The organism is Microbacterium sp. (assembly GCF_044340635.1).
Classification (GTDB): Bacteria; Actinomycetota; Actinomycetes; order Actinomycetales; family Microbacteriaceae; genus Microbacterium.
In genome coordinates this window covers 108,600-130,897 of the sequence record NZ_JBIITF010000010.1, presented here as the reverse complement: position 1 = coordinate 130,897, position 22,298 = coordinate 108,600, and the positions used below count along the sequence as shown (strand labels likewise).

General features: G+C 67.6%; 23 protein-coding genes. 9 read left to right on the top strand and 14 right to left on the bottom strand.

The features are described from left to right. Positions 1 to 104: 104 nt before the first annotated feature. The 5 genes from ACIQ0W_RS10590 to ACIQ0W_RS10570 form a co-directional block, all read right to left on the bottom strand. Positions 105 to 296 (bottom strand): restriction endonuclease subunit S, encoded by a 192-nt coding sequence (locus tag ACIQ0W_RS10590; RefSeq protein WP_396642740.1) that lies wholly within the window; start codon positions 294 to 296, stop codon positions 105 to 107. Beyond that, entirely contained in the window at positions 293 to 1,873 is a 1,581-nt protein-coding gene (locus tag ACIQ0W_RS10585) for an N-6 DNA methylase (RefSeq protein WP_396642739.1), read from the bottom strand. The genes ACIQ0W_RS10590 and ACIQ0W_RS10585 overlap by 4 nt, the downstream gene beginning before the upstream one ends. Positions 1,874 to 2,019: 146 nt before the next feature. Then, entirely contained in the window at positions 2,020 to 2,301 is a 282-nt protein-coding gene (locus ACIQ0W_RS10580; RefSeq protein WP_304688741.1) for a HigA family addiction module antitoxin, read from the bottom strand. An 11-nt stretch (positions 2,302 to 2,312) separates the two neighbouring features. After that, the gene (locus ACIQ0W_RS10575) at positions 2,313 to 2,591 is read right to left on the bottom strand and encodes a type II toxin-antitoxin system RelE/ParE family toxin (protein WP_304688742.1); all 279 of its coding nucleotides are present in this window, start codon (positions 2,589 to 2,591) and stop codon (positions 2,313 to 2,315) included. Between the two features lie 61 nt (positions 2,592 to 2,652). After that, on the bottom strand, positions 2,653 to 3,594 hold the full coding sequence (locus ACIQ0W_RS10570) for a LysR family transcriptional regulator (protein ID WP_304688744.1): 942 nt from the start codon (positions 3,592 to 3,594) through the stop codon (positions 2,653 to 2,655). Between the two features lie 124 nt (positions 3,595 to 3,718). Between ACIQ0W_RS10570 and ACIQ0W_RS10565 the strand changes: the two genes are divergently transcribed. From ACIQ0W_RS10565 to ACIQ0W_RS10550, 4 genes are all read left to right on the top strand, one after another. Continuing rightward, the gene (locus ACIQ0W_RS10565) at positions 3,719 to 4,711 is read left to right on the top strand and encodes a DUF1852 domain-containing protein (protein ID WP_304688747.1); all 993 of its coding nucleotides are present in this window, start codon (positions 3,719 to 3,721) and stop codon (positions 4,709 to 4,711) included. 20 nt (positions 4,712 to 4,731) lie between these two features. Further along, positions 4,732 to 5,769: a methionine synthase gene (locus tag ACIQ0W_RS10560; RefSeq protein WP_396642738.1), complete on the top strand. Its 1,038-nt coding sequence runs from the start codon at positions 4,732 to 4,734 to the stop codon at positions 5,767 to 5,769. A 724-nt stretch (positions 5,770 to 6,493) separates the two neighbouring features. Next, complete coding sequence (locus ACIQ0W_RS10555) at positions 6,494 to 6,811, top strand: hypothetical protein (RefSeq protein WP_195691657.1); 318 nt, start codon at positions 6,494 to 6,496, stop codon at positions 6,809 to 6,811. Then, positions 6,808 to 7,857, top strand: a complete 1,050-nt coding sequence (locus ACIQ0W_RS10550; RefSeq protein WP_195691658.1) for a zeta toxin family protein — start codon at positions 6,808 to 6,810, stop codon at positions 7,855 to 7,857. Before ACIQ0W_RS10555 ends, ACIQ0W_RS10550 begins: the two co-directional genes overlap by 4 nt. Positions 7,858 to 8,180: 323 nt before the next feature. Here the strand turns inward: ACIQ0W_RS10550 and ACIQ0W_RS10545 are convergent, their stop codons facing one another. Continuing rightward, positions 8,181 to 8,840 (bottom strand): arsenate reductase ArsC, encoded by a 660-nt coding sequence (locus ACIQ0W_RS10545; protein ID WP_228178110.1) that lies wholly within the window; start codon positions 8,838 to 8,840, stop codon positions 8,181 to 8,183. Positions 8,841 to 8,845: 5 nt separating this feature from the next. Continuing rightward, positions 8,846 to 9,523, bottom strand: coding sequence for a helix-turn-helix domain-containing protein (locus ACIQ0W_RS10540; RefSeq protein ID WP_195694251.1), 678 nt, complete (start codon positions 9,521 to 9,523; stop codon positions 8,846 to 8,848). A 47-nt stretch (positions 9,524 to 9,570) separates the two neighbouring features. Between ACIQ0W_RS10540 and ACIQ0W_RS10535 the strand changes: the two genes are divergently transcribed. The 3 genes from ACIQ0W_RS10535 to chrA are packed head-to-tail and all read left to right on the top strand — an operon-like array spanning position 9,571 to position 12,896. Beyond that, entirely contained in the window at positions 9,571 to 10,266 is a 696-nt protein-coding gene (locus tag ACIQ0W_RS10535) for an aquaporin (protein WP_195691660.1), read from the top strand. Continuing rightward, positions 10,263 to 11,645: an FAD-dependent oxidoreductase gene (locus ACIQ0W_RS10530; RefSeq protein WP_195691661.1), complete on the top strand. Its 1,383-nt coding sequence runs from the start codon at positions 10,263 to 10,265 to the stop codon at positions 11,643 to 11,645. The genes ACIQ0W_RS10535 and ACIQ0W_RS10530 overlap by 4 nt, the downstream gene beginning before the upstream one ends. A 33-nt stretch (positions 11,646 to 11,678) precedes the next feature. Beyond that, positions 11,679 to 12,896 carry a chromate efflux transporter gene (gene chrA, locus ACIQ0W_RS10525; protein WP_195691662.1) on the top strand — a complete coding sequence of 406 codons (1,218 nt, stop codon included), beginning with the start codon at positions 11,679 to 11,681 and terminating at the stop codon, positions 12,894 to 12,896. A gap of 23 nt (positions 12,897 to 12,919) precedes the next feature. Here the strand turns inward: chrA and ACIQ0W_RS10520 are convergent, their stop codons facing one another. After that, complete coding sequence (locus tag ACIQ0W_RS10520; protein ID WP_195691663.1) at positions 12,920 to 13,645, bottom strand: VIT1/CCC1 transporter family protein; 726 nt, start codon at positions 13,643 to 13,645, stop codon at positions 12,920 to 12,922. Positions 13,646 to 13,754: 109 nt separating this feature from the next. After that, entirely contained in the window at positions 13,755 to 15,665 is a 1,911-nt protein-coding gene (locus ACIQ0W_RS10515; RefSeq protein WP_195691664.1) for a heavy metal translocating P-type ATPase, read from the bottom strand. Between the two features lie 141 nt (positions 15,666 to 15,806). Here ACIQ0W_RS10515 and ACIQ0W_RS10510 point away from each other — a divergent pair, with 141 nt between their 5' ends. Together ACIQ0W_RS10510 and ACIQ0W_RS10505 are read left to right on the top strand one after the other, a co-directional pair. Then, positions 15,807 to 16,808, top strand: coding sequence for an IS481 family transposase (locus tag ACIQ0W_RS10510; RefSeq protein WP_195691665.1), 1,002 nt, complete (start codon positions 15,807 to 15,809; stop codon positions 16,806 to 16,808). Positions 16,809 to 16,817: 9 nt separating this feature from the next. Further along, on the top strand, positions 16,818 to 17,336 hold the full coding sequence (locus tag ACIQ0W_RS10505) for a gamma carbonic anhydrase family protein (RefSeq protein ID WP_228178109.1): 519 nt from the start codon (positions 16,818 to 16,820) through the stop codon (positions 17,334 to 17,336). Between the two features lie 15 nt (positions 17,337 to 17,351). Here the strand turns inward: ACIQ0W_RS10505 and ACIQ0W_RS10500 are convergent, their stop codons facing one another. From ACIQ0W_RS10500 to ACIQ0W_RS10480, 5 genes are read right to left on the bottom strand one after another with little or no spacing between them, the layout of a single operon-like run. Continuing rightward, complete coding sequence (locus ACIQ0W_RS10500; RefSeq protein ID WP_396642736.1) at positions 17,352 to 18,047, bottom strand: alpha/beta fold hydrolase; 696 nt, start codon at positions 18,045 to 18,047, stop codon at positions 17,352 to 17,354. Continuing rightward, a complete protein-coding gene (gene atzF / locus ACIQ0W_RS10495) occupies positions 18,037 to 19,803 on the bottom strand; it encodes an allophanate hydrolase (protein WP_286932984.1) in 1,767 nt (588 codons plus the stop codon). The genes ACIQ0W_RS10500 and atzF overlap by 11 nt, the downstream gene beginning before the upstream one ends. Further along, positions 19,800 to 20,504 (bottom strand): cysteine hydrolase family protein, encoded by a 705-nt coding sequence (locus ACIQ0W_RS10490; protein ID WP_228178108.1) that lies wholly within the window; start codon positions 20,502 to 20,504, stop codon positions 19,800 to 19,802. Before ACIQ0W_RS10490 ends, atzF begins: the two co-directional genes overlap by 4 nt. Further along, a complete protein-coding gene (locus ACIQ0W_RS10485; protein ID WP_195691667.1) occupies positions 20,501 to 21,520 on the bottom strand; it encodes a ring-opening amidohydrolase in 1,020 nt (339 codons plus the stop codon). Before ACIQ0W_RS10485 ends, ACIQ0W_RS10490 begins: the two co-directional genes overlap by 4 nt. Continuing rightward, positions 21,520 to 22,245, bottom strand: a complete 726-nt coding sequence (locus ACIQ0W_RS10480; protein ID WP_195691668.1) for a cysteine hydrolase family protein — start codon at positions 22,243 to 22,245, stop codon at positions 21,520 to 21,522. The genes ACIQ0W_RS10485 and ACIQ0W_RS10480 overlap by 1 nt, the downstream gene beginning before the upstream one ends. Positions 22,246 to 22,298 lie beyond the last annotated feature (53 nt).

Here is a 22,298-nt window from a genome sequence, read left to right as displayed (position 1 = left end):
GGTTCCGCGCGACGCGCACGACGTCATCACGGAACTCGGTCGGGTAGGGCTTGGGCACAGCAACATCCTTCCAGGCCACCCTCGAGGGCAAGCCAGATCAGATGTCACCTATTCGTGCAGCAGTCCCCTCCACTTGCTGTGATCGATAACTCTGCCTCATCTACGCGTTGGCGCTTCATGTCCTTGGGCGTAACCCAGGGAATATCGCCACCGTAGAAGCTCGTCTCCGAACGTCGAGGAGTTCCGCCGCCGACGACCTTGACAAAGTCACCGATTCGAACCTTCGCCCAATTCACGCGAGCATCTCCCGCAACCGGTTCAGCCCGTTCTGGATATCGGCCTCAAGAGCATCGAGCTCGTCGAGGATCTCGCTCGGCAGGCGATGCTCGACGTCTTCGATTTCCAACTCCTTGTAGCGATTCAAGGACAGGTCGTAGGCGTTGTCGACAATCTCCTGCTTTGGCACGAGGAACGACTGCGCGGTGCGCGGGCGGGAGCCCTCATCGGTCGAAGACGTTCTATGTCGCTCCGCAGGCTCAACAGCCGGAGGGGTGGCTTCTCCAAAGTCAGGCGCACGGAGGGACCGCCACCGAGCCAGCACATCGGGCAGGTCGTTCGCTTCGATCGGAGTCCGCTTGTCATCGAGGGTCATGCCGTCGGCGCGTACGTCATAGAACCAGACGCTGTCGGTGCCGCCCGACGAGGTCTTCGTGAATAGCAAGATCGCAGTCGAGACTCCGGTATAGGGCTTGAAGGTGCCGGACGGCAGCTTGATGACGGCATCCAGCTTGTGCTCCTCAACAAGCAGCCTGCGTACCGCCTTGTGCGCATTTGAAGAACCGAAAAGCACCCCCTCGGGAACGACGACAGCTGCTCGACCGCCGTTCCGGAGCATCCGGATCATGAGAACAAGAAACAGCAGCTCAGTCTTGCGGGTCTTGACGACCTTCTGCAGATCCTTCGCAACCGTCTCATCGTCAAGCGAACCCGCAAATGGCGGATTGGCCAGCACGAGCGTATAACTGTCATCGCCGGGGTGACCTTCGGTCAGCGAGTCGGCGCGTTCGATCGTCGGGTTCTCGACTCCGTGAAGCAACATGTTCATGCTCGCGATGCGGGCCATCGCGGCATCCGAGTCGTACCCGGTGAACATGGGACCGTTGAAATGCGCCCGGGCTGCGGCATCCGTCCAGAGTTCGGAATGGTGGTGTCGCAGGTACTCCTCCGCAGCAACCAGGAAACCCGCCGTACCGACGGCCGGGTCGATGATGCGATCGTCGGGGCGCGGTTCGGTGAGATCGACCATGAGCTTGATGATGTGACGAGCCGTACGGAACTGGCCGTTTGTGCCGCTCGTGGCGAGCTTGCCGAGCATGTACTCGTAGATGTCACCTTTGGTGTCGCGATCCTCCATCGGGATGTCTGCGAGCAGGTCGACGACCTTGGTGAGGAGTGCCGGCGTCGGAATAGTAAAGCGCGCATCGCGCATGTTGCGGGCGTAGCTCGACCCCTCGGCACCAAGTTTGCGCAGCCACGGGAACACGTGCTCAGCCACAACCTCAAACATCTCCGACGGAGAGTAGTTCGTGAATACACTCCAGCGCAGGTCGCGGTATGGCCTCCTACCGACGGCATCGCCGTCGTAGCCATCCGGAAACACGGGCGATTCGACGTCGTGGCCGAATCGTGCCGCTTTGCGCTCCTCAAGGAGCTGCAGGTCGTCGAGGCGCTTGATGAACAGCAGGTAAGTGATCTGTTCAACCACCTCGATGGGATTCGCTATGCCGCCCGACCAGAAGGCATCCCAGACCTTGTCGACCTGCCGTCGAAGTTCACCCGTGACCACGCCGCCTCCAGACTTGTGCAACTTCACCACGCTATCCGAGGGGAGCCGAGGACGTGACCACATGCGCTACCCGCATCCAATGCCTGGGTAGAGTTCGCCTAATCAGAAGCCCATTGCGGTGTTCCGGGCCGGCAACTCGTGCGCCTGTCGGTCCGCTGAGCGGCAGCGCAGCCTCACGCTACGACAAGGGGGCGGACGTCGTATTCCTTACCATCGAGCTCTTGGGCGAGGTCGTAGTTGGTCTGCATCGCAAGCCAGGCTCGCGCGGTGCCGACGCCGGCGCGCTCCAGCCGCACAGCGAGGTTCGGACTGACGCCCGCATGACCGTGAATGACTCGACTGAGCGTCACGCGCGACACCCCGAGACGGGCAGCGGCCTCTACAACAGTGAGCCCGAGCTCACCGAGCACGTCCTCCCCGAGCACCTCGCCCGGATGCGGCGGATTCTTCATCATGTCTGCACCCTTCAGTGATAGTCCTGATAGTCGACGAGTTCCACGTCTTGCCCCACGAATCGGAACGTCACCCGCCAGTTGCCGTTGACCCAGATCGACCAGTGGTCGGCCAAATCGCCCTTGAGTTCATGGGTACGAAATCCGGGAATCGCTAGATCCGCAGCCGACTGGGCAACGTCCAGCAGGCCGAGTATGCGACTCAACTTCGGCGCATGGGCCGGTTGCACGCCCTTCTTCGAACCGGTGCGATAGAGAGTCTCTAAGCCCTTGTGGCGGAAGCTCACGATCACAGGAATAGTGTAGCGCGTATCGCTACGCGTTACACCTCTTGGAAGCTGGGTGGGGCCACGGCTACCCCAGCAGCTCCACCCCAAACCCCGCAACCACAGCACGCACCTCAGCGAGGTAGCGCTGCGCCTGCTCGGTCAGCGGGATGGCGGAGTGGCCGATCCATCCGATCTCGATGCGTTCGTTGACGTCGAGCGGGATCGCGACGATCTCGGGGTCGAGGTCGTCGCTGATGATTCCCGTCGAGATCGTGTAACCCTCGAGCCCGATCATGAGGTTGAAGATGGTGGCGCGATCCGACACGCGAATCTCTTGCTTGCTCGACAGAGTCGAGAGAATCTCTTCGGCGAAGTAGAACGAGTTGTTCGCACCCTGATCGAACGTCAGCCGAGGCAGATCCGCGAGATCGTCGAGCGCCACGCGATCCCGCGCGGCGAGCGGGTTCTTTCGCGAGATGAAGATGTGCGGCTCGGCGAAGAACAGAGGGCGGAACGCGAGGCCTGAGTCCCGCAACAGCTTGTCGATCACGTTCCGGTTGAAGTCGTTGCGATACAGAATGCCCAGCTCGCTCCGGAGCGTGCGGACATCCTCGATGATGTCCCACGTCCGCGTCTCGCGCAGCGAGAACTCGTACTCGGCGGCACCACTGGCCCTGACCATCCGCACCATCGCGTCGACCGCGAACGAGTAGTGCTGGGTCGACACCCCCAGCAGACGCCGCGACGGCGGCCGACCGAGGTACCGCTGCTCGAGCAACTCCGCCTGCTCCACGACCTGCCGCGCATAGCCGAGAAACTCGGCGCCGTCGGCGGTGAGCGTGACCCCGCGCGCCGAGCGCAGCAGCAGGGCACGACCAACCCGCGACTCGAGCTCTTTCATCGCGGCAGACATGGTCGGCTGCGAGACATAGAGCAGGTCGGCGGCCGCGCTGATCGACCCCTCTGCCGCGACCTCGATGAAGTAGTGCAGCTGCTGCAGCGTGATTCCGCTGGTCTCCCGAGCCATAGTCAAAGGCTATCTGGATGCATAGTTTCGGCGAGTTACTCGATATGTGCACCTCGACCCCACCATGGATCCACCGACTTCCGCACGGCCGAAACCGGCCGATCAGCCACTGGATGGGCCGCTCATGGCGAACGCCTTCACGTTCCACATCACCACCACCCGCTTCGACGAGGACTACTCACCGTCGGAGAACTCACGCATCACCACCAACTTCGCCAACCTCGCACGCGGTGCCGATCGGCAGCGGAACCTGCGCAACGCCCTGACGATGATCGACAACCGGTTCAACGACCTCGCACACTGGGACAACCCGACCCGCGACCGCTACACCGTCGAACTCGAGATCGTCTCGGTGTCCATGCGGTTCACGGCCGCGGGAGCGGACCAGGAGTTTCCGTTGCTCGAAGTCCTCGACCTCCAGATCCTCGATCGACACACCGGCCAGCGACACAACGGAATCGTCGGCAACAACTTCTCGTCGTACGTGCGCGACTACGACTTCAGCGTGCTGCTCCCGGCGATCAAGAACGCGCCGACCGACATCGCCATGCCCGACGACTTCGGCGACCTACACGGCAAGCTGTTCCAGAACTTCCTCGACTCCCCCGCGTATCAGGAACGCTTTCGGATGCCTCCGGTCATCTGCATCAGCGTCTCGACCAGCAAGACATACCGCCGCAGCGACAACCGGCATCCGATCCTGGGCGTCGAGTACCTGCAGGACGAGTCGTCGCTGACCGACGAGTACTTCGGCAAGATGGGGCTGCGCGCCCGATACTTCATGCCGCCTGGCAGCGTCGCGCCGCTCGCCTTCTACTTTCGCGGAGATCTGCTCACCGACTTCTCGCCCCTGCAGCTCATCGGCACGATCAGCACGATGGAGACGTTCCAGAAGATCTATCGACCCGAGATCTACAACGCCAACTCGTCCGCAGGCGCGGTCTACCGGCCGAGCCTCGACCACCAGGACTACTCGCGCACACAGATCGACTACGACCGCGTCGAGCGCAGCCAACTCGCGGTGACGCAGGGCAAATACACCGAAGAACACTTCGTGCGGCGGCACCGAAAGGTGCTGGCGCAATGGGCTTCCTCCTCCCCAACGCCCGTCGCATGAGCTCCGGAAGGTTATCGAATATGCAGAAGCTCTTGCCCACCTCGATCGTCGGAAGTCTGCCGAAGCCGTCGTGGCTGGCCGAGTCCGAGACCCTCTGGTCTCCCTGGAAACTTGCGGGCGACGAGTTGGTGGAGGGCAAGCAGGATGCGTTGCGCTCGGCCGTGCACGAGCAGCAACGCGCCGGCGTCGACATCATCAGCGACGGCGAGCAGACCCGGCAGCACTTCGTCACCACGTTTATTGAGCACCTGAGCGGGGTCGACTTCGAACGGCGCGAAACCGTGCGCATCCGGAATCGCTACGACGCGAGCGTGCCGACTGTCGTGGGCGCGGTGAGCCGCGAGAAGCCCGTGTTCGTCGAGGACGCTCGGTTCCTGCGCCAGCAGACCGACCAGCCGATCAAGTGGGCTCTGCCCGGGCCGATGACCATGATCGACACCCTCTACGACGCCCACTACATGAGCCGCGAGAAGCTGGCGTGGGAGTTCGCGACCATCCTCAACCACGAGGCGCGCGAGCTGGAGGCGGCGGGCGTCGACATCATCCAGTTCGACGAACCGGCATTCAACGTCTTCTTCGATGAGGTTCAGGACTGGGGAATCGCGGCGCTCGAACGGGCGGCCGAGGGCTTGCGGGCCGAAACCGTCGTGCACATCTGTTACGGATACGGCATCAAGGCCAACACGGATTGGAAAGAGACGCTCGGCTCGGAGTGGCGGCAGTACGAGGAGTCGTTCCCGCTGTTGCAGCGCTCGTCGATCGACACGATCTCGCTGGAGTCGCAGAACTCTCGCGTGCCTCTGGACCTGATCGAGATTCTCCGCGGCAAGAAGGTCATGCTCGGGGCGATCGACGTGGCTACTTCGGCGGTCGAGACGCCGGATGCTGTTGCCGCCACTTTGCGGAAGGCACTGGAGTTCGTCGATGCCGACAAGCTCATCCCCAGCACGAACTGCGGTATGGCGCCGCTACCTCGGAGTGTTGCGCTGGCGAAACTCGGGGCGCTGAGCTCGGGTGCGGCGATCGTTCGGGGCGAGTTGGGTGGGGTGGGGAGCTGAGCTTCGGCTGCCGCGAGGAGTCGGTCCCAGGGGCGACGGCGGCTAGCTGCCGCGATGAGTTGAGCGAATGTTCCGCATAAAAAGAGCGAATGTTCCGCATGAAAGAGATCGGGTGACGCGGAGCGCTCATTGAGCGCCCCGCTGGGGCTCGGGATGCCGGGCGGGATTCGCCCCCACCGCTCCTCCACCCGCCGCATAGCGGCGCGCGGAGCCTCCGCGGCGTGGGCCCACCCGCGTATACGGGGCCTCGTCCCGTTGGGGGCGGAAACGAAAAAATCCCCCGGGAATCCGGGGGATTTTGTCGTTTGTGACCCCAGCGGGATTCGAACCCGCGTTACCGCCGTGAGAGGGGAATAGGCTCCCCCGGAACTGCGTGCCCGACCCGGTTCTGCCCTGTGTTTACTGGGGTTCCGCGTGCGTCGAGTGCGTCGCGGAAAGTCCTGTCGTCAGCGTTCGTTGCCAAAATGTTGCCACGTTTGCGCCCCTCCAGAGGCGGGTAATCCTGGTGCCTCTGCGCGCCTGCCGAGTGTGCCGAGTAGCGAACTCACGTTCCCGCGCCTGACCCGCTCTACCAGCTTGCGGGGTCGTGGCGGATGCCGCAACACCACGTCGCTGCGCTCGGATGTTGCACCCTCCGTCCCGACCCGCGAACAGCAGGGAGCGGGTCCGGGGCGGGAGCGGACCGGGGAGGTAGAATGAGCAACGACGAAGCAGAGGTGATCCCATGAGCGTGACGATTCCGAGCGCGATCCCGGCCGAGTCCCTGCGCGCCTGGTACGACGACGAGCCCCGCGTGAGCGATGTGGCCCTCTACGACATGACCGCCCAGGGCGCGACCACCCTGGCCTCCGTCCTGATCGAACGGCAGCTCGCCACGACCGACGAGCGCGAGCGCGAGTATTGGGCCGCGCGGGTGCGCCTGGTGAACCAGCAGCGCACGGCGCTGGACCCCGACGACCGGCTCGGGCTGATCGCCCAGCAGCAGGCATGGCTCGATGAGATCGACGCCCTGACCGGCCAGGCGAGCCGCCGGATCGCGTGACCGAACCCGTCGCCTCCGACGAGGCGCGGCTGCGGCAGGTGTTCGACGCCACCGCGCGGCAGGCGATCTTCCCGCCGGTCCCGACCGGCGACCGGCTCCTGGTACTGCTCGGCGGCCAGCCCGCCGCGGGCAAGACGAGGGCGCAGGCGGCGATCCTCGCGGAGCACCCCGAGCTGGTGTCCATCACCGGGGATGACCTGCGCGCCTACCACCCCGGCTACCGGGATCTCGCGGTGAACGACCCGCTGGCGATGCCGGCCGCGACCGCGCCAACCTCCAGCGGGCTCATCCGCCTCGCCCTGGACCATGCGATCGAGCACGGCTACCCGGTGCTGCTGGAAGGCACCTTCCGCGATCCAGCGATGGTCATCGACACCGCGGCCCGGTTCGCGGAGGCCGGTTACCGGGTCGAGGTCGTCGCCGTCGCCATGCCCGCCCCGGTGTCGCGCCTGGCCGCGGAAGAACGGTTCCTGCGCGCCCGGCGCGGCGAGGTCGGCCGCTGGACCCCGCCCGAGGCGCACGAGACGGCGCTGGCCGGCTCACCCGAGGTCGTGGCCGCGCTGGAGGCCCTGCCCGCCGTCGCCCGCATCCAGGTCTACACCCGCGACCGCCGCCTCTACGACAACCGCCGCACCGAATCCGGCGCATGGGAGCACGAGCCCCACGCGGCCGAGGTGCTGCGCAGCGAGCAGACCCGAGAGCTCACCCCGGTCGAGGCCGTTGCCTGGCTCGCGGACTACGGCGCCGTATTCGGCGCCGCTCACGCCCGGCGCGGCTACCTCAGTCCGAGGACCGCGTCGGCCTACCGGCGGCTGCAAGACGACGCCGCCCGCATGATCGAGCTGGCCGCCTCCGACCCCAGTGCCGACGTGCGGGCGCTGGAAGAGCAGCAGACCCACCGCCGGATCGCACTGAAGGTCGCCGTGCCCGAGCCGCCGGGGATCGTCGGACGGATCGGGCAGACCCTTCGGCGCTCACTCCCGCCCTATCGTCCAGCTCCGTCGCGTGACGCGCCCGGTAACGAACCACCGAGCATCGGACGCTGAGAAGACGCCTATCGTTCCCCCACTCACGACGACGACGTGGGAGTAGAACTGTTCGACACCCCTGTCCCCGCCGGATCACGAAAGCACGTTCTGGCCCGTAAAACACGGGCGAGTCGCCGGGTGGCCGCGTGGACAACTCCCTCAGGATTCACGGACCTACGCGGTCGGTAGCACATGAGAACGAGCCTGCCGAGACGCCGCCAAACCCGATACCCGAGTCTGCGCGATCGCGCCGGATGTCACAAGCCGGTTCGGGCATTGCGGCCTCCGCCCCGACCCCGCGACTGGCAGGGAGCGGGTCCGGTGCTTGTGGAAGTCGACTGTCAGGCGCGGGAGGGGACGCCGAGTTCGGCCAGCAGGTTCAGCACGCGGCGCTCGATCTCGTCGCGCACCGGCCGCATCCCGTCCGGGGTCCAGCCCGCGGGATCGGGTAGCGTCCATTCCTCGTACCGCTTGCCGGGGAAGATCGGGCAGGCGTCGCCGCAGCCCATCGTGATCACCGCGTCCGCCGCCCGCACGATCTCGTCGGTCCAGGGCTTGGGGAACTCGCCGGCGATGTCGATGCCCCGTTCGGCCATGACCTGAACGGCGACCGGGTTGATCTGCTCGCCGGGCTCGGAGCCGCCGGACCAGCCGATCGCCCGGTCGCCGGCGTGGTGCTGGAAGAAGCCGAGGGCCATCTGCGAGCGGCCGGCGTTGTGGACGCACAGGAACAGCACGGTCGGCGTGCCCGTCAGGTGCATCCCGTCGACCTTGGCGAGCGCGCGCAGCCGCTGCCGGGCGAACTTCTCGGTCAGCAGCGGCAGATAGGTCGGCACCGTCGCACGGGCGGCGAGGTCGGTGTAGGAGGCGTGCAGGAAACGGTCGATCGTCTCCCGCCCGAAGGTGCCCTCGAACTCCCGCGTCAGGCGCTCGGCGCTGGTGGCGAGGCCCGCTTCCTGGTCGATGGTGATCGTCGCGTGGCGCTCGTGCTCGTCTGGCATCGTCGTCATCCCTTCGTCGTGGTCAGCCGGGGCGCGAGGCTCTGGATGCGGGCGGCGATGTCCTCGAACGCCGCGTCGAAGGCGGCGTCCGTCCCGTCGCGCACCGGGTCCGGCACCGACCAGTGCACGCAGCCGGCGTCGCCGAGTTCTTCGTGCGCGGTGTCGCACACGGTCACCACGAAATCGTCCGCGCCGAGCACGTCGTCCAGCGCGCGCGGGGCGCGGGCTCGCAGGGTGAGGCCGTGTCGGTCCGCGGCGGCGATCGCGCCCGGCTCGATCTGCGCGGCCGGGTGCGTGCCGGCCGAGGCCACCGGGATATCGCTGCTGCCGTGCCAGAGCGCAGCGGCGAGCTGGGATCGGGCCGAGTTGCCGGTGCAGACGAACACCACCCGCCGCACCCCGAGCATCGGGGAAGGGGTGAGGCCGTCGAGCGCGCCGGGCGCGAGGTGGAGGTAGGTGCGGCGCCGGTCGGCCTCCGACCGCGTCCGCACGATCAGCCCTGCCTGTTCGAGCTGGTTCAGGTGATGGGCGAGCAGGCTCGATGAGACACCCAGCTCGCCTTGCAGCTCGACCGGGGCGACATCGCCCAGGGTGAGCAGGTCCACGATCCGCAGCCGCACAGGATCGGCCAGCGCCGCATACCGCGCGACCCGACCCGCAAGGCAAGTTTCCTCAATGTTCATTACCTCAAGTTTGACTGAGCGAACCGGATTCGTCAAGATGGGCAGCGATGAACACCACCACGACCGAGGCCGTCCCGCTGTGGCGGCGTGCTGCCGCTGAGCTGCTGGGCGCCGGCCTGCTGGTGACGGTCGTGGTCGGTTCCGGCATCGCCGCCTCGCGTCTCTCGCCCGGCGATGTGGGCTTGCAGCTCCTGGAGAACTCGATCGCCACCGCGCTCGGCCTGACCGTCCTCATCCTGATCTTCCAGCCCGTCTCCGGCGCGCACCTGAACCCGGTCGTCACCCTCGCCGACCGCGCCCTCGGCGCACGGCACGGCGGCGGCGAGATCGCCGTCTACGCTGGCGCTCAGATCGTCGGCGGCATCGGTGGGGCGCTGCTGGCGAACCTCATGTTCGCCGTGCCGGCCGCGCTGTCGGTGACCGACCGGGCGGCACCGGGGCAGGTGCTCGGCGAGGTCGTCGCCACCGCCGGGCTGATCCTCACGATCTTCGCCCTGGCTCGCACCGGCCGCGCGGCGCTGGTCGCCCCGGCGGTCGGTGCCTACATCGGCGCCGCGTACTGGTTCACCTCGTCCACCTCGTTCGCCAACCCCGCCGTGACCATCGGCCGGATCTTCACCGACACCTTCGCCGGCATCGCCCCGACCTCCGCGCTGTGGTTCCTCGCCGCCCAGGTCGTCGGCGCGGTCGTCGGCGTCGGGCTTGTGTTCCTGCTGTTCCCGAATCGAAAGGCCCAGCCATGACCCATCTGATCGCCATCGGCGGCTCCGACGCCGGTATCTCCGCCGCGCTCCGTGCCCGCGAACTCGACCCGACCACCGACGTGACGGTGGTGGTGGCGGACGAGTACCCGAACTTCTCCATCTGCGGCATCCCCTACTACTTCACTGGCGAGGTCGCCCCGTGGCAGTCGCTCGCGCACCGCACGAGCGCTGACTTGGAGGCCACCGGGATGCGGCTGCGGCTCAACACTTTCGCCACGGGCATCGACGTCGCCGGGCAGCGGCTCACTGTCCGCACCCCGGACGGCATCTTCGAGGATCTGGCCTACGACGAGCTGATCGTCGGCACCGGCGCGCTCCCGTCCCACGCCGGCATCGCCGGCCTCGATGCGCTGACCCCGGAGGACGGGGTGCATGTCATTCATTCGATGGGTGACACTTTCGCCCTCGACCACGACCTCACTACCCGGCAGCCGCAGTCTGCGATCATCGTCGGCGCCGGCTACGTCGGCCTGGAGATGGCCGAAGCCTTCATCACCCGCGGGATGCAGGTCACCCAGCTCCAGCGCGGACCCGAAGTGCTCTCCACCCTCGACCCCGAGCTCGGCGCCCTCGTCCGCGACGAACTCACGACGCATGGCGTCGAGGTCGTCACCGGCTCGACCGTGACCGGGATCGAGAAGACCCCGGTCGGGCTCACCGTCACCGGCACCCGCGACGGGCAGCCCTTCGCACAGACCGCGGACCTCGTGCTCGTGGTCGTCGGGGTGCGGCCGAACACCGAGCTGCTCGAGCAGGCCGGAGCGAGCCTCGGCGCGGGCCGCGCCGTCGTGGTCGATGAGCACATGCGCACCGGGCTCCCGCACGTCTGGGCCGCCGGCGACGGCATCATCACGCATCACCGCCTCCTCGGCGCGACCTATCTGCCGCTGGGGACGACCTCGCACAAGCAGGGCCGCATCGCAGGAGAGAATGCTCTCGGCGGCGACCGAGCCTTCGCGGGGTCGGTCGGCACCCAGGTCGTCAAGGTCTTCGACCTCGTCGCCGCCCGAACCGGCCTGCGCGACCACGAGGCGATCGCCGCCGGCTACGCGGCAGCAACGATCACCGCGGCCGCGGACGACCACAAGCGGTACTACCCCGGTGCCCACCCGATCCACTTCCGCATCACCGGGGACACCGGCGACGGGCGTCTGCTCGGCGCGCAGCTCGTCGGGCGGCGCGGCACCGAGGTCGCCAAGCGGGTCGACACCTTCGCCACCGCCCTCTATGCCGGGTTGACCATCGGGCAGTTCGATGACCTCGACCTCTCCTACACCCCGCCGCTCGGCTCTCCGTGGGATGCCGTGCAGCTCGCGGCGCAGGCGTGGTCGGCCGCGAATGCCAGGGTGCTGGTCTAGTGAGCGTCAAGTGACTGGGGCAGACTGAGCGCGATGAGCCTTTCCCCCTCGACCGGCGGGCGCCGCCACCCCGGCACGGTCGGAGAGGTGTTCCTCGTGTTCCTGCGCCTGGGACTGACCTCCTTCGGCGGCCCGGTCGCGCACCTGGGGTACTTCCGCGAGGCGTTCGTGGAGCGGCGCAAGTGGCTGGGCGACCGCGCCTACGCGGACCTGGTGGCGCTGTGCCAGTTCCTGCCCGGCCCCGCATCCAGTCAGGTCGGCATGGCGATCGGGCTGCAGCGCGCAGGGTTCGGCGGGCTGCTGGCGGCGTGGGCGGCGTTCACCCTGCCGTCGGCGATCCTGCTGGTCGCGTTCGCCTACGGGGTCACGGCGCTCGGTGACCTGTCCGGCGCCGGATGGATTCACGGGGTGAAGGCCGCCGCGGTCGCGGTCGTCGCCCACGCCGTGCTGGGCATGGCGAGAACCCTCACCCCGGACGCGAAGCGGGCCACGATCGCCGTGGCGGGCATGATCGTCGTCCTGCTCGTCCCGAGCGCGTTCGCACAGGTCGCCGTGATCGCCGCCGCGGGAGTCGTCGGGCTGGTGTGGCTGCGCCCGCAGGCCGCCACGGCATCGGAGTCGGAGCCATTCGTCGTGCGGGTGCCTCGCTGGGCCGCGATCGGGAGCCTGGCCTTTTTCGTGATCCTGCTCGCGGGCCTCCCCCTGCTCGTGTCCGCCACTGAGAACGGGGCGGTACGCTTATTCGACGTGTTCTACCGGGCTGGGGCACTCGTGTTCGGCGGCGGTCACGTCGTGCTGCCGCTGCTGGAGGCCGGGACCGTGCAGACCGGCCTCGTCGACCACGACGTGTTCCTCGCCGGCTACGGTGCCGCGCAGGCGGTCCCCGGTCCCTTGTTCACCTTCGCCGCCTACCTCGGCGCCGCGACTACCAGCCCGCCGTCCGGGCTGCTCGGCGCCGCGATCGCGCTGGTCGCGATCTTCCTCCCCGCGACACTGCTCGTGGTCGGGGTGCTGCCGTTCTGGGACCGGCTGCGTCGCGCTCCACTCGCGCAGCGGGCGCTCATGGGCGTGAACGCCGGCGTGGTGGGGATCCTCGCCGCAGCGCTCTACACGCCGGTGTTCACCGAAGGGGTCACATCGGTCGCGGCCCTCGGGATCGCCGCCGCCGGGTTCGTCGCCCTGACCTCGTGGAAGGCGCCGGCGTGGGCGGTCGTCATCGCCGCGGGCCTCATCGGCTGGGCCGTACTGTGAGCAAGGGGTGAGTCCGCGCCGCCTCAGCCGACGACCGTGCCGAACAGGGAGCCGACCAGGAAGGTCGCTCCCAGGGCGAGCGCACCGCCGATCACCAGGCGCACCACGGCCCGCCACCGATGAGAGCCGCCGATCCAGGCCGCGACGTATCCGGTGACCGCCAGGGCGAGGAGCACGGCAACGAAGGTCCACACGATGCGCGCCGGGTGCGGCAGCAGCAGGATCGTCAGCAGCGGCAGCACGGCGCCGATCGTGAACGCGATCAGCGAGGCGAAGGCGGCGTGCCAGGGGCTGACGACGTCCTCCTGGTCGATGTTCAGCTCGAGCGCCAGGTGGGCCTTGAGCGCGTCGCGCTCGGTCAGCTCCGTCGCCACCAGGCGGGCGGTTCCGGGGGTGAGGCCCTGCTCCTCGTAGAGCCCGACCAGCTCCTCGAGCTCGACCTCGGGATCCTCCTCCAGCTCGCGCCGCTCCTTCTGGATGAGAGCCCGCTCGCTGTCCCGCTGGCTGGACACCGAGACGTACTCGCCGAGCGCCATTGAGATAGCCCCGCCGACCAGGGCCGCGGCCCCCGCCAGCAACACTGGCGTGACCTCCGCTGTCGCTCCGGCGACACCGACGACGACCGCCGCCGTGGACACGATCCCGTCGTTCGCTCCCAGCACTCCTGCGCGCAGCCAGTTGAGTCGCTGCGCGAGCCCCGTTGCGTGAGGCTCGCCGGAATGCCGGTATGGAGGGGATTGCGTCGTCACGGCTCCTCACGGTAGTTCGGTAGTTCTCCTGCCGCCAGGAAGGAGAGGCAACCCTGCACCTCGGCTCTTCGCCCGCAGATTCCAGTCGTGGTGCTCGGGTTTCAGAGCGTCACACGCGGTGCGAGTCGGACTCCGTGTCGGATCGGCGTGACGGCGGCGGTGCGGCAGCGGGGAGTCCGCTCGGCGGGCCGCCCAGCGCGCGGAGCGCGTAGAGGATCGTGGCGAGGTCCACGAGCTCCTGCGTGAGAGCGCCGGCGACGGCGGGGATGGCGCCCGTCATGGCGATGACCATGAGGACCACGCTGAGACCGATGCCGAGCCATATCGCCGTCAGCGCGACGCGAAGCGTGTGCCGCCCGATCGACACGGCGTCGACCACCTTGCTGAGCGAGTCGACAAGGATCACCACGTCAGCGGCATCGCCGGCCGCGGTCGCGCCTTTCGCGCCCATCGCAACGCCGATGTCGGAGGCGGCCAGCACCGGGGCGTCGTTCACCCCGTCGCCGACCATCATCACGGGTCGTGGATGCAGGTCGGCCGCGAGATGAACCTTCTCTGGCGGAAGGAGCTCGGCATGCACCTCGTCGATCCCGGTCTGCCGCGCGATCGATTCGGCTGTCGCACGAGTGTCTCCCGTGAGCATGACGATCCGTTCGACACCGTTCGCGCGCAGCCACGACACCACCGCGACGGACTCCGGGCGGGGATCGTCGGCGAGCACGAGGACGCCGGCGAACCGGCCGTCGATGGCGACGTAGGCCGCGGCCTCGCCCGTCGTCAGGTCTGCGCGCACCGTGTCGGCCGCCACTGACGCGACGTAGGAGGGCTTCCCCACGACGACCGTTCGCCCCCCGATCACCGCGGTCACACCATTCGTGGCGACCTCACTGGCCTCCTCGGCCGCGAGAAGGTCGATGCCGCGCTCGACCGCGGCCCGGCGGATGCTGTCTGCGAGCACATGCGACGAGTACTGTTCAGCAGACGCGGCGAGCTGCAGCAGTTCGCCCGCCTCGAAGCCGCCGACAGGGCGAACGTCAACGAGGGTCGGCTGGCCCTGCGTCAGCGTTCCGGTCTTGTCGAAGGCCGCGGACTGCACTCGGGCGAGCTGTTCTACGACACCTCCGCCCTTCATGATCACGCCGGCCTTCGCGGCCCGCGAGAGCCCGCCGAGGAACGCGACCGGTGCAGCGATCAGCAGCGGGCACGGCGTCGCTAGCACCAGCACCTCAGCGAAGCGCGTCGGATCGCCCGATACCGCCCACGCTATGCCGGCCAGGGCGAGCGAGACGGCCGTGAAGGGGATCGCAAACCGATCCGCGAGCCGCACGACGGGCGCACGCGAGTCCTCCGCGGCACGCACGAGCGCGACGATCTGCTGGTACTGACTGTCCGCGCTGCGCCGCACCGCCCGGATCCGCACCGCCCGGTTCCCGTTGATAGCGCCGGAGAGCACGTCGCTGCCCGCCTCACGAGTCACCGGCAGACTCTCCCCAGTGAGCGACGATTCGTCGAACGTGCCGCTCTCGGTGAGCAGGATGCCGTCGACCGGCACGATCTCGCCCGGCCGCACCAGCAGCACATCATCGATCCCTACGTGCTCGACCGCGACATCCTGCACCTCGTCCGAGTCCGACGCATGCTCGTGAGTGAGAACATGCGCGGTGCGCGGCGATCGGTCCAGCAGCGCGGTGAGGTCGCGCCTGGCCCGCCGGGCGGCGAAGTCCTCCAACGCTTCACCGCCGGAGAGCATCAAAACGATGATGAGCGACGCGATGTACTCGCCCACGGCGAGGGTTGCGACCATCGCCACCACCGCGAGGATGTCGAGCCCGACATGCCCGCGAAGCACATCACGCACCATCCGAACCAGCGTCCACACGACGAACGCTCCGACGTAGGCCGTCGCCGTCCACCGTCCCACCGCATCCGCTCCGACGGCGTGGAGGACCACGACCGCGGCGAGCACCACGACGGTGACCGAGATGATCGGGTATCGCCACAGCGGCCGCAGCAAGCGCATACGTCTCAGCCTTGTCGACTGCTGCACTCGCCGCTAGCTGTACTGCCCAGGGAGGTTGTTTGATCTGGCTTCCCTGATGTGACGAGAACCTCCCGGCAGAGTGGAGCTGCTACCGCATCCGCTCTGAACCAGGAGGTTCTCGTGTCTCACGCTAACGCGGCGCTCACCCCGCGCCAAAGGCTCCGTCTTGCACAGAAGATCGTCGACGAGGAGTGGACGGTCGCCGCGGCGGCGGACTACTTCCGTGTCTCCTGGCCCACCGCCGCGAAATGGGCGCGACGCTACGTCGAGCTCGGTGAAGCGGGGATGGCCGACCGGTCCTCGCGCCCGCATGCGCATCCGAACAAGACCCCGACGCACCGTGTGAAGAAGATCGTGCACCTGCGGATCCGCAAGCGCCTGGGGCCGGTCCAGATCGCCGACCGCGTCGGGATGCCGGCCTCGACCGTCCACGCGGTGCTGAAACGGTGTCGACTGAACCGGCTCTCGCATGTCGATGTGAAGACCGGGGAACCCGCCCGCCGGTACGAGCACGACAAGCCCGGCGCGCTGATCCATGTCGACGTGAAGAAGCTCGGCAACATCCCCGACGGCGGCGGCTGGCGCTACGTCGGACGGTCCCAAGGCGACCGCAACCGAGCAGTCACGGCCAAGCGCACCGGAAAGCGAGGCATCGCCGGCGACATGGTCACCGGCACCGCCTACGTCCACACCGTCATCGACGACCACTCCCGCGTCGCTTACGCCGAGATCCACGACGACGAACGCGCCGAGACCGCGATCGGCGTCCTGCAACGGGCCGTGTCCTGGTTCGCCGACCGCGGCGTCCGCGTCGAACGGGTCCTCTCGGACAACGGCCCCGCCTACCGCTCCCACGCCTGGCGACGCGTCTGCGCCGAGCTCGCCATCACACCCAAGCGCACACGTCCTTACCGTCCGCAGACGAACGGGAAGATCGAGCGATTCCATCGCACTATGGCCGACGGTTGGGCCTACGTGAAGCACTACAACAGCGAATCAGCCCGCCGCGCAGCCCTGCCCGCCTGGCTGCACTTCTACAATCACCACAGGCCCCACACTGCGATCGGGAAGCTCCCGCCCATCAGCCGGATCTCAAACAACCTGCCTGGGCAGTACAGCTAGGCTGGCGGAATGCCGGTCATCCTCCCCTTCGACGGGCACGAGCCCGACATCTCCGCCGACGCCTGGGTCGCCCCGAACGCGTCCGTGATCGGCAAGGTGCGCATCGCTGCAGATGCCAACGTCTGGTTCGGCGCGGTGCTGCGCGGCGACATCGACGAGATCGTGCTCGGCGAACGCAGCAACCTCCAAGACAACGCGGTGATCCACACCGAGGCGGGCAACCCGACGATCATCGGCGCCGACGTCAGCATCGGCCACGCCGCCGTCGTGCACGGCTGCGTCGTCGAAGACGGATGCCTCATCGGCATGAACGCGACCGTGCTGAACGGCGCCGTCATCGGCGCGAACTCGCTCGTCGCCGCGGGGGCGGTGGTGCTCGAGGGAACCGTCGTTCCGCCGCGATCGCTCGTCGCGGGCATCCCCGGCAAGGTGCGGCGGGAGCTCACCGACGAGGAGGTCGCCGGGCTGCTCGGCAACTCCGCGCGCTATGTGCCGCGGTCGAAGATCTACCGCGCGGCCGAGGTCTAGAAGACCGCCGCGAGGTCACCACCAGAACCTCGCCCACCCCGAACCTCCGTCATCGATCCCCGGATGCCCGGGCGCATCCAATCCGGCGACCTCGCGCACCAGGGCGGCCAGCCTCGCGGGCTGCTCGTATGTGACGAAGTGCCGGGAGCCTTCGATGGTGCGAGTCTCGTAGCCCAGCCGCCGCAGCTCTCTCGCAACATGGTGCCTGGGCGCAGCCGACCGAGACCCCGTCGTGACCACGCATCGGGGTCCCCCGACCGGTCGACGTCGAGGCTGAAAGCTGCGGAACATGGCGATCTCCTTCGCCGTCGTCGCGTCGACGTCTCCGTGGTCATCGAGCAGGTCGACCGACCACCTCCTGCCATAGAGCGCCTTACCCACCGCTGTCGTCCCGCCACGGCGAAAGGCCTCGGCGGTCGGGGAGAGAAGGTCCGGCACCAGGTTCCCCGCCGCCGGCTCATGGAGGACGAATCCATGGCACGCGGCACCCATGCCCGCGAGCGCGAGACCGAGGGTTGCCCCGCCTGACATCCCCACGAAGACCGCGCCCGCCGCATACTCGGCCAGCCACTCGATCTCGTCCTCCAACCGACCGGTCTTCGGGCGACGAAGCGCCCGGAGCTGTGGAATCAAGCGCTTCAGAGGATCCCAGACGGCAGGTGAGGCCGCGACCCCGTGAACCGCGAGGATCGGGACGTCGTCAGCTGGCATCGGCCGCCCTGTTGAGATCATCGGCCGCCGCGGCCATATACGAGCGCCACCCGCCGTACGCGGTGATGTCACGCGCTCCCTCGAGCGCCGTCGGATCGCAGACGAATCCGTGGACGGCGGTGCCGTCGTCGAGCTCGAGCGTGCCGATCGCCAACGGTGCACTCACACCGCGGAGAAAGGACCCGACGGTAGCAGTCGGAAGCCGATAGACCTCGACCTCGATACGAGCGCCTTCTCGTAGATCGGTCACCAGCCCGGGACGTCGCGGCTCGTCGCCGGGGAGCGCGTAGAGCCGGTACCGGGGTGCGGTCATCGTGCGCCGGCTCAGGAGCCCGCCGCGATCGGTGATTTGGTGATGAAGTCCGAACCCCTCGAGATGGGCGCCGACGACGGCGACCTCCATCAGCGAGTCCTGGTCGACCGCATCCGCGAGCGCCGACGCCAGCCCTGCGAGTTCCTGGTCGGCACCGGAAGGCCCATGAAGGGTGACACCGAAGGGGACGTGCGCCGCCGTACTCCCCGCCGGGACCGCGATGGCGCACATGTCGAGCAGGTTGGTAAAGGTCGTGTAGGTACCCAATTGCGCGTTGAGTTCGACGGGGTCAGCGCGCATCTGCTCGACCGTGTAGGTCTTCGTCACCGTGGGAGTGAGCAGAGCATCGACCGAACGGAGGATGTCATCCGCCTCCCGCCGCAACTCCCACACGCGGTGCATACTCGACCAGACCTGTGCGGCCGACATCGCACCGGCGCCCGCCAAGATCTGGCGCACGACCGGGTCGACGTCGTCTCGGTCCTCCTCGAGCGCGACCGAGACGGCGGTCGCGCGCTCAGCAAGCCACGCACCGCCATACAGGTGACGACCTGCCTCGAGAAGCGGGGTGTAGTCGATCTCAACCAGTTCGGCTCCGGCTCGGACGAGGTCGGCACGGACCCGACTCCACGCGTCCTCCTCGCCACGCTCGCCCCATCCGGCGACAACCTCAGGCACGCCCAGGCGGACTCCGGCGAGCGAGACCGAAGCAACCCGGGCGGAAGGAACCGGGAGCGGGCGCGACCAGGGGTCCTGATCATCGAAGCCGGCGATCACCTGAGCCACGATGGCTGCGTCGGCAACCGAGTTCGCCATCACCGAAACGCAATCGAGCGACCGGCACGCCGGCACGACACCGCGAGTGCTGACAAGGCCCACACTCGGCTTGAGACCGACGACCCCGTTCAACGCCGCGGGAACGCGCCCGGACCCCGCGGTATCGGTCGCCAGAGAAAACGCAACCAGGCCCGCCGCAACAGCTACCGCGGATCCTGATGACGACCCGCCGGAGATGAGGGAGCTATCGTGGGCCGAGGAGGGCGTCCCGTAAGGAGAACGGGTACCGTTCAGACCGGTAGCGAACTGGTCCAGGTTGGTCTTGCCGACGAGGATCGCGCCTGCCGCGATCAGGTCGCGAACCACGGGTGCCGACTGCTGGGGGCTGTAGGCGAAAGACGGGCACGCCGCCGTCGTCGCCCACCCCTCGACGTCCATGTTGTCTTTGACCGCGAAGGGGATGCCCCAGAGCGGAAGACGATCGCGATCGGCAGGATCGAGTGCTTCAGCATCTCGGACGAGTCGATCGGAGACCGAGATCCAGACTCCGTCACGTCCTCGCGCATCGATCGCAGCCAGAGTGCGCTCCGCCACATCGCGAGGTGTGCAGGTTCCCCGCCGGTACGCGGAGTGGAGGCGGGCGATCTCCATGCGAGGAGAGATCACCGCGCGGATCCCTTACCGAACGCGTCATCCAGCGCCGACGACTCCGCGACCGCACCGAAAACACCCCCCTGCATGGTGATCATCTTCAGCGCCGCCTCGTAGTTTCCGTGATCGGTGGCGCCTGTGCAGTCACTGAGCAGAAGGCACTCGTAGCCGCGATCGTTCGCCTCCCGCATCGTCGTGTGCACGCAGACGTCGGTTGTGATCCCCGTCAGAATCAGATGAGTGATCCCCCGAGTGCGCAAGATCACGTCGAGATCGGTTCCGTAGAACGCCCCCTTGCCAGGCTTGTCGATGACGATCTCGCCCACGAGAGGTGCCACTTCGGGCACAATCTGCCACCCGGGTTCCCCGCGTACGAGGATGCGTCCTCCCGGTCCTGACGACCCGATCTCGGCACCGATCTGCTGCGAGCGCCAGAGTTTGTTGGGCGGGCAGTCCGAGAGATCCGCCCGATGACCCTCGCGAGTATGGATCACCTGGAGGCCTGCCGCGCGAGCGGAACCGAGGATCCGCGCTGTGGGCGCGAGTCCGCGTCGGGTGAGTGTGAGGTCGTACCCCATGCGGTCGACGTAGCCACCGACCCCGCAGAAGTCCACCTGCCAGTCGATACACAGGAGCGCGGTCGACTGGGCGGAGAACGTTCCGTCGAACGGCCACGCGTACGGTGTGGCCGCTACCGGCCCGAATCTGCTCGTCATCGCCTCGTCTCACCTCCGCCCGTGGGTTCCTGCCACACCACCGTCACCGGACCTCCTCCAGGTGGCCCTTGGTTCTCGGCGCCTCCGGAGACGTAGATCGATGTGCGCCCGAACACCCCCGCTAGAAGGCCTCCTACGGCCGCGCGCGCGTGTCGTGTCGACGAGAGGTCGGTGTCGGTGAGCATCGTGTGCCGTAACCCTCGGATCCGCCCGTCCGGACTCGCCTCGGCCTTCGCGAAGACCTGCACGATGGTGCCGCCGGCGGCTCGGATGCGATCGCGGAGCGCGACGATCTCCTCCACGTCGATCGCGTCGTGCATGACCACCGTCTCAGCGTTCAGCTGTCCGCCGGGGTCGAGTCGAGACCCGAACGCCAGCACGAGGCACCGGTCGAGCTCGATACCGGCGGAAGCCGAAGCGACCGCCGACCAGACAGAAGGATCGCCTGCGAGGCCTTGGTCCGCTTCGACTCCGCCGATCTCTCCGCACGCGAGCGCGACGCCCAGCGAGCTAGCCGCTCGGGATCGCGCCATCGATAGGTAGGGATCATCCGTCACGGCCCCGCCTCTCGCTGACACGATCTGCTCGGTCGTCAGCAAAGGGCATTTCACGAGCACCATGTGGGCGTTGCGTGGATCAAAGCCTCCGTTGCGGCACGCTTCGAGCGTCGCCGCAGCGACCGCGTCGACCTGCTCTCGGCGCCCGAGCCCTTCGACAGATAACCGAGGGGTCTGCGCGAACCCCGCCGCAAGTCGCCCGTTGCCTGATGTCGAACCCTCCGAAACCACGGTGACATGCGGGCTGAGGACTCCCTCAGTGCCGCCCGACATGACGGTCAACGCCGGTTCCGAGAGCCCCTCGGTCCAGGCGCGAGTCGCGAGAGCCCGGCTGAAGTCGTTAACGCCGCCGTTCCCCTCCGTCTTTCCGATGACGGCAAGGACCCTTCGCCCGAACACCCTGTCGACCGGGGCGTCGTCGGGGGCAGCAACCGGCACGACCGTCAGATCGACATACATCAGCGCGTCCGGTCGTCGGCCGGGAGCGATTCCGCACCCAGCGCGGCGAGGACGGAGTCCGATGAAGCGACAGCCGCGAACAAGCCGCCCTGCATCGTGAGGATCTCGATCGTCTGCAAGTGCCGGGCGCGATCGGTCGCGGCCGTGCAATCCGACAGCACGAGTACCTCGAACCCGCGATCGTTGGCCTCCCTGATTGTGGTCGACACGCAGACATCGGTGGTCAACCCCGTAATCAGCAGATCGGTAATCCCCGCCATGCGCAGAATGTGCTCGAGGTCGGTGGCGTAGAACGCACCTTTGCCGGGCTTGTCGATGACCGTCTCACCCGCAAGCGGGGCCAACTCGGGGATGATCTCCCACCCAGCCTCGCCTCGAATCAGCACGCGTCCCAGAGGCCCGACGGACCCGATCTCGACCCCCTGACTGGCGGAACGCCACCTCTTGGTGTCGGGCAGATCAGAGAGATCGGGGCGGTGCCCTTCTCGCGTGTGGATCACCGTCAGCCCGAGTTCGCGCGCCCGCCCAAGCACTCTTTGGGTGGGTTCTATCGCCGCACGGGTCAGGCTGATGTCATAGCCCAGCGAATCAATGAATCCACCGCTGCCGCAGAAGTCGACCTGCCAGTCGATGCAGAGCAGAGCCGTGCGCGTGAGATCGAGTTGACCGTGCCACGGCCAGGCATAGGGATCCGCCTGGATCGCCTGCGGTGTTGTCGTGGTCACTATGACTCCCTTGCTCACCTCGATCGTATACGACCTACCGGAGAGGGCCGGCG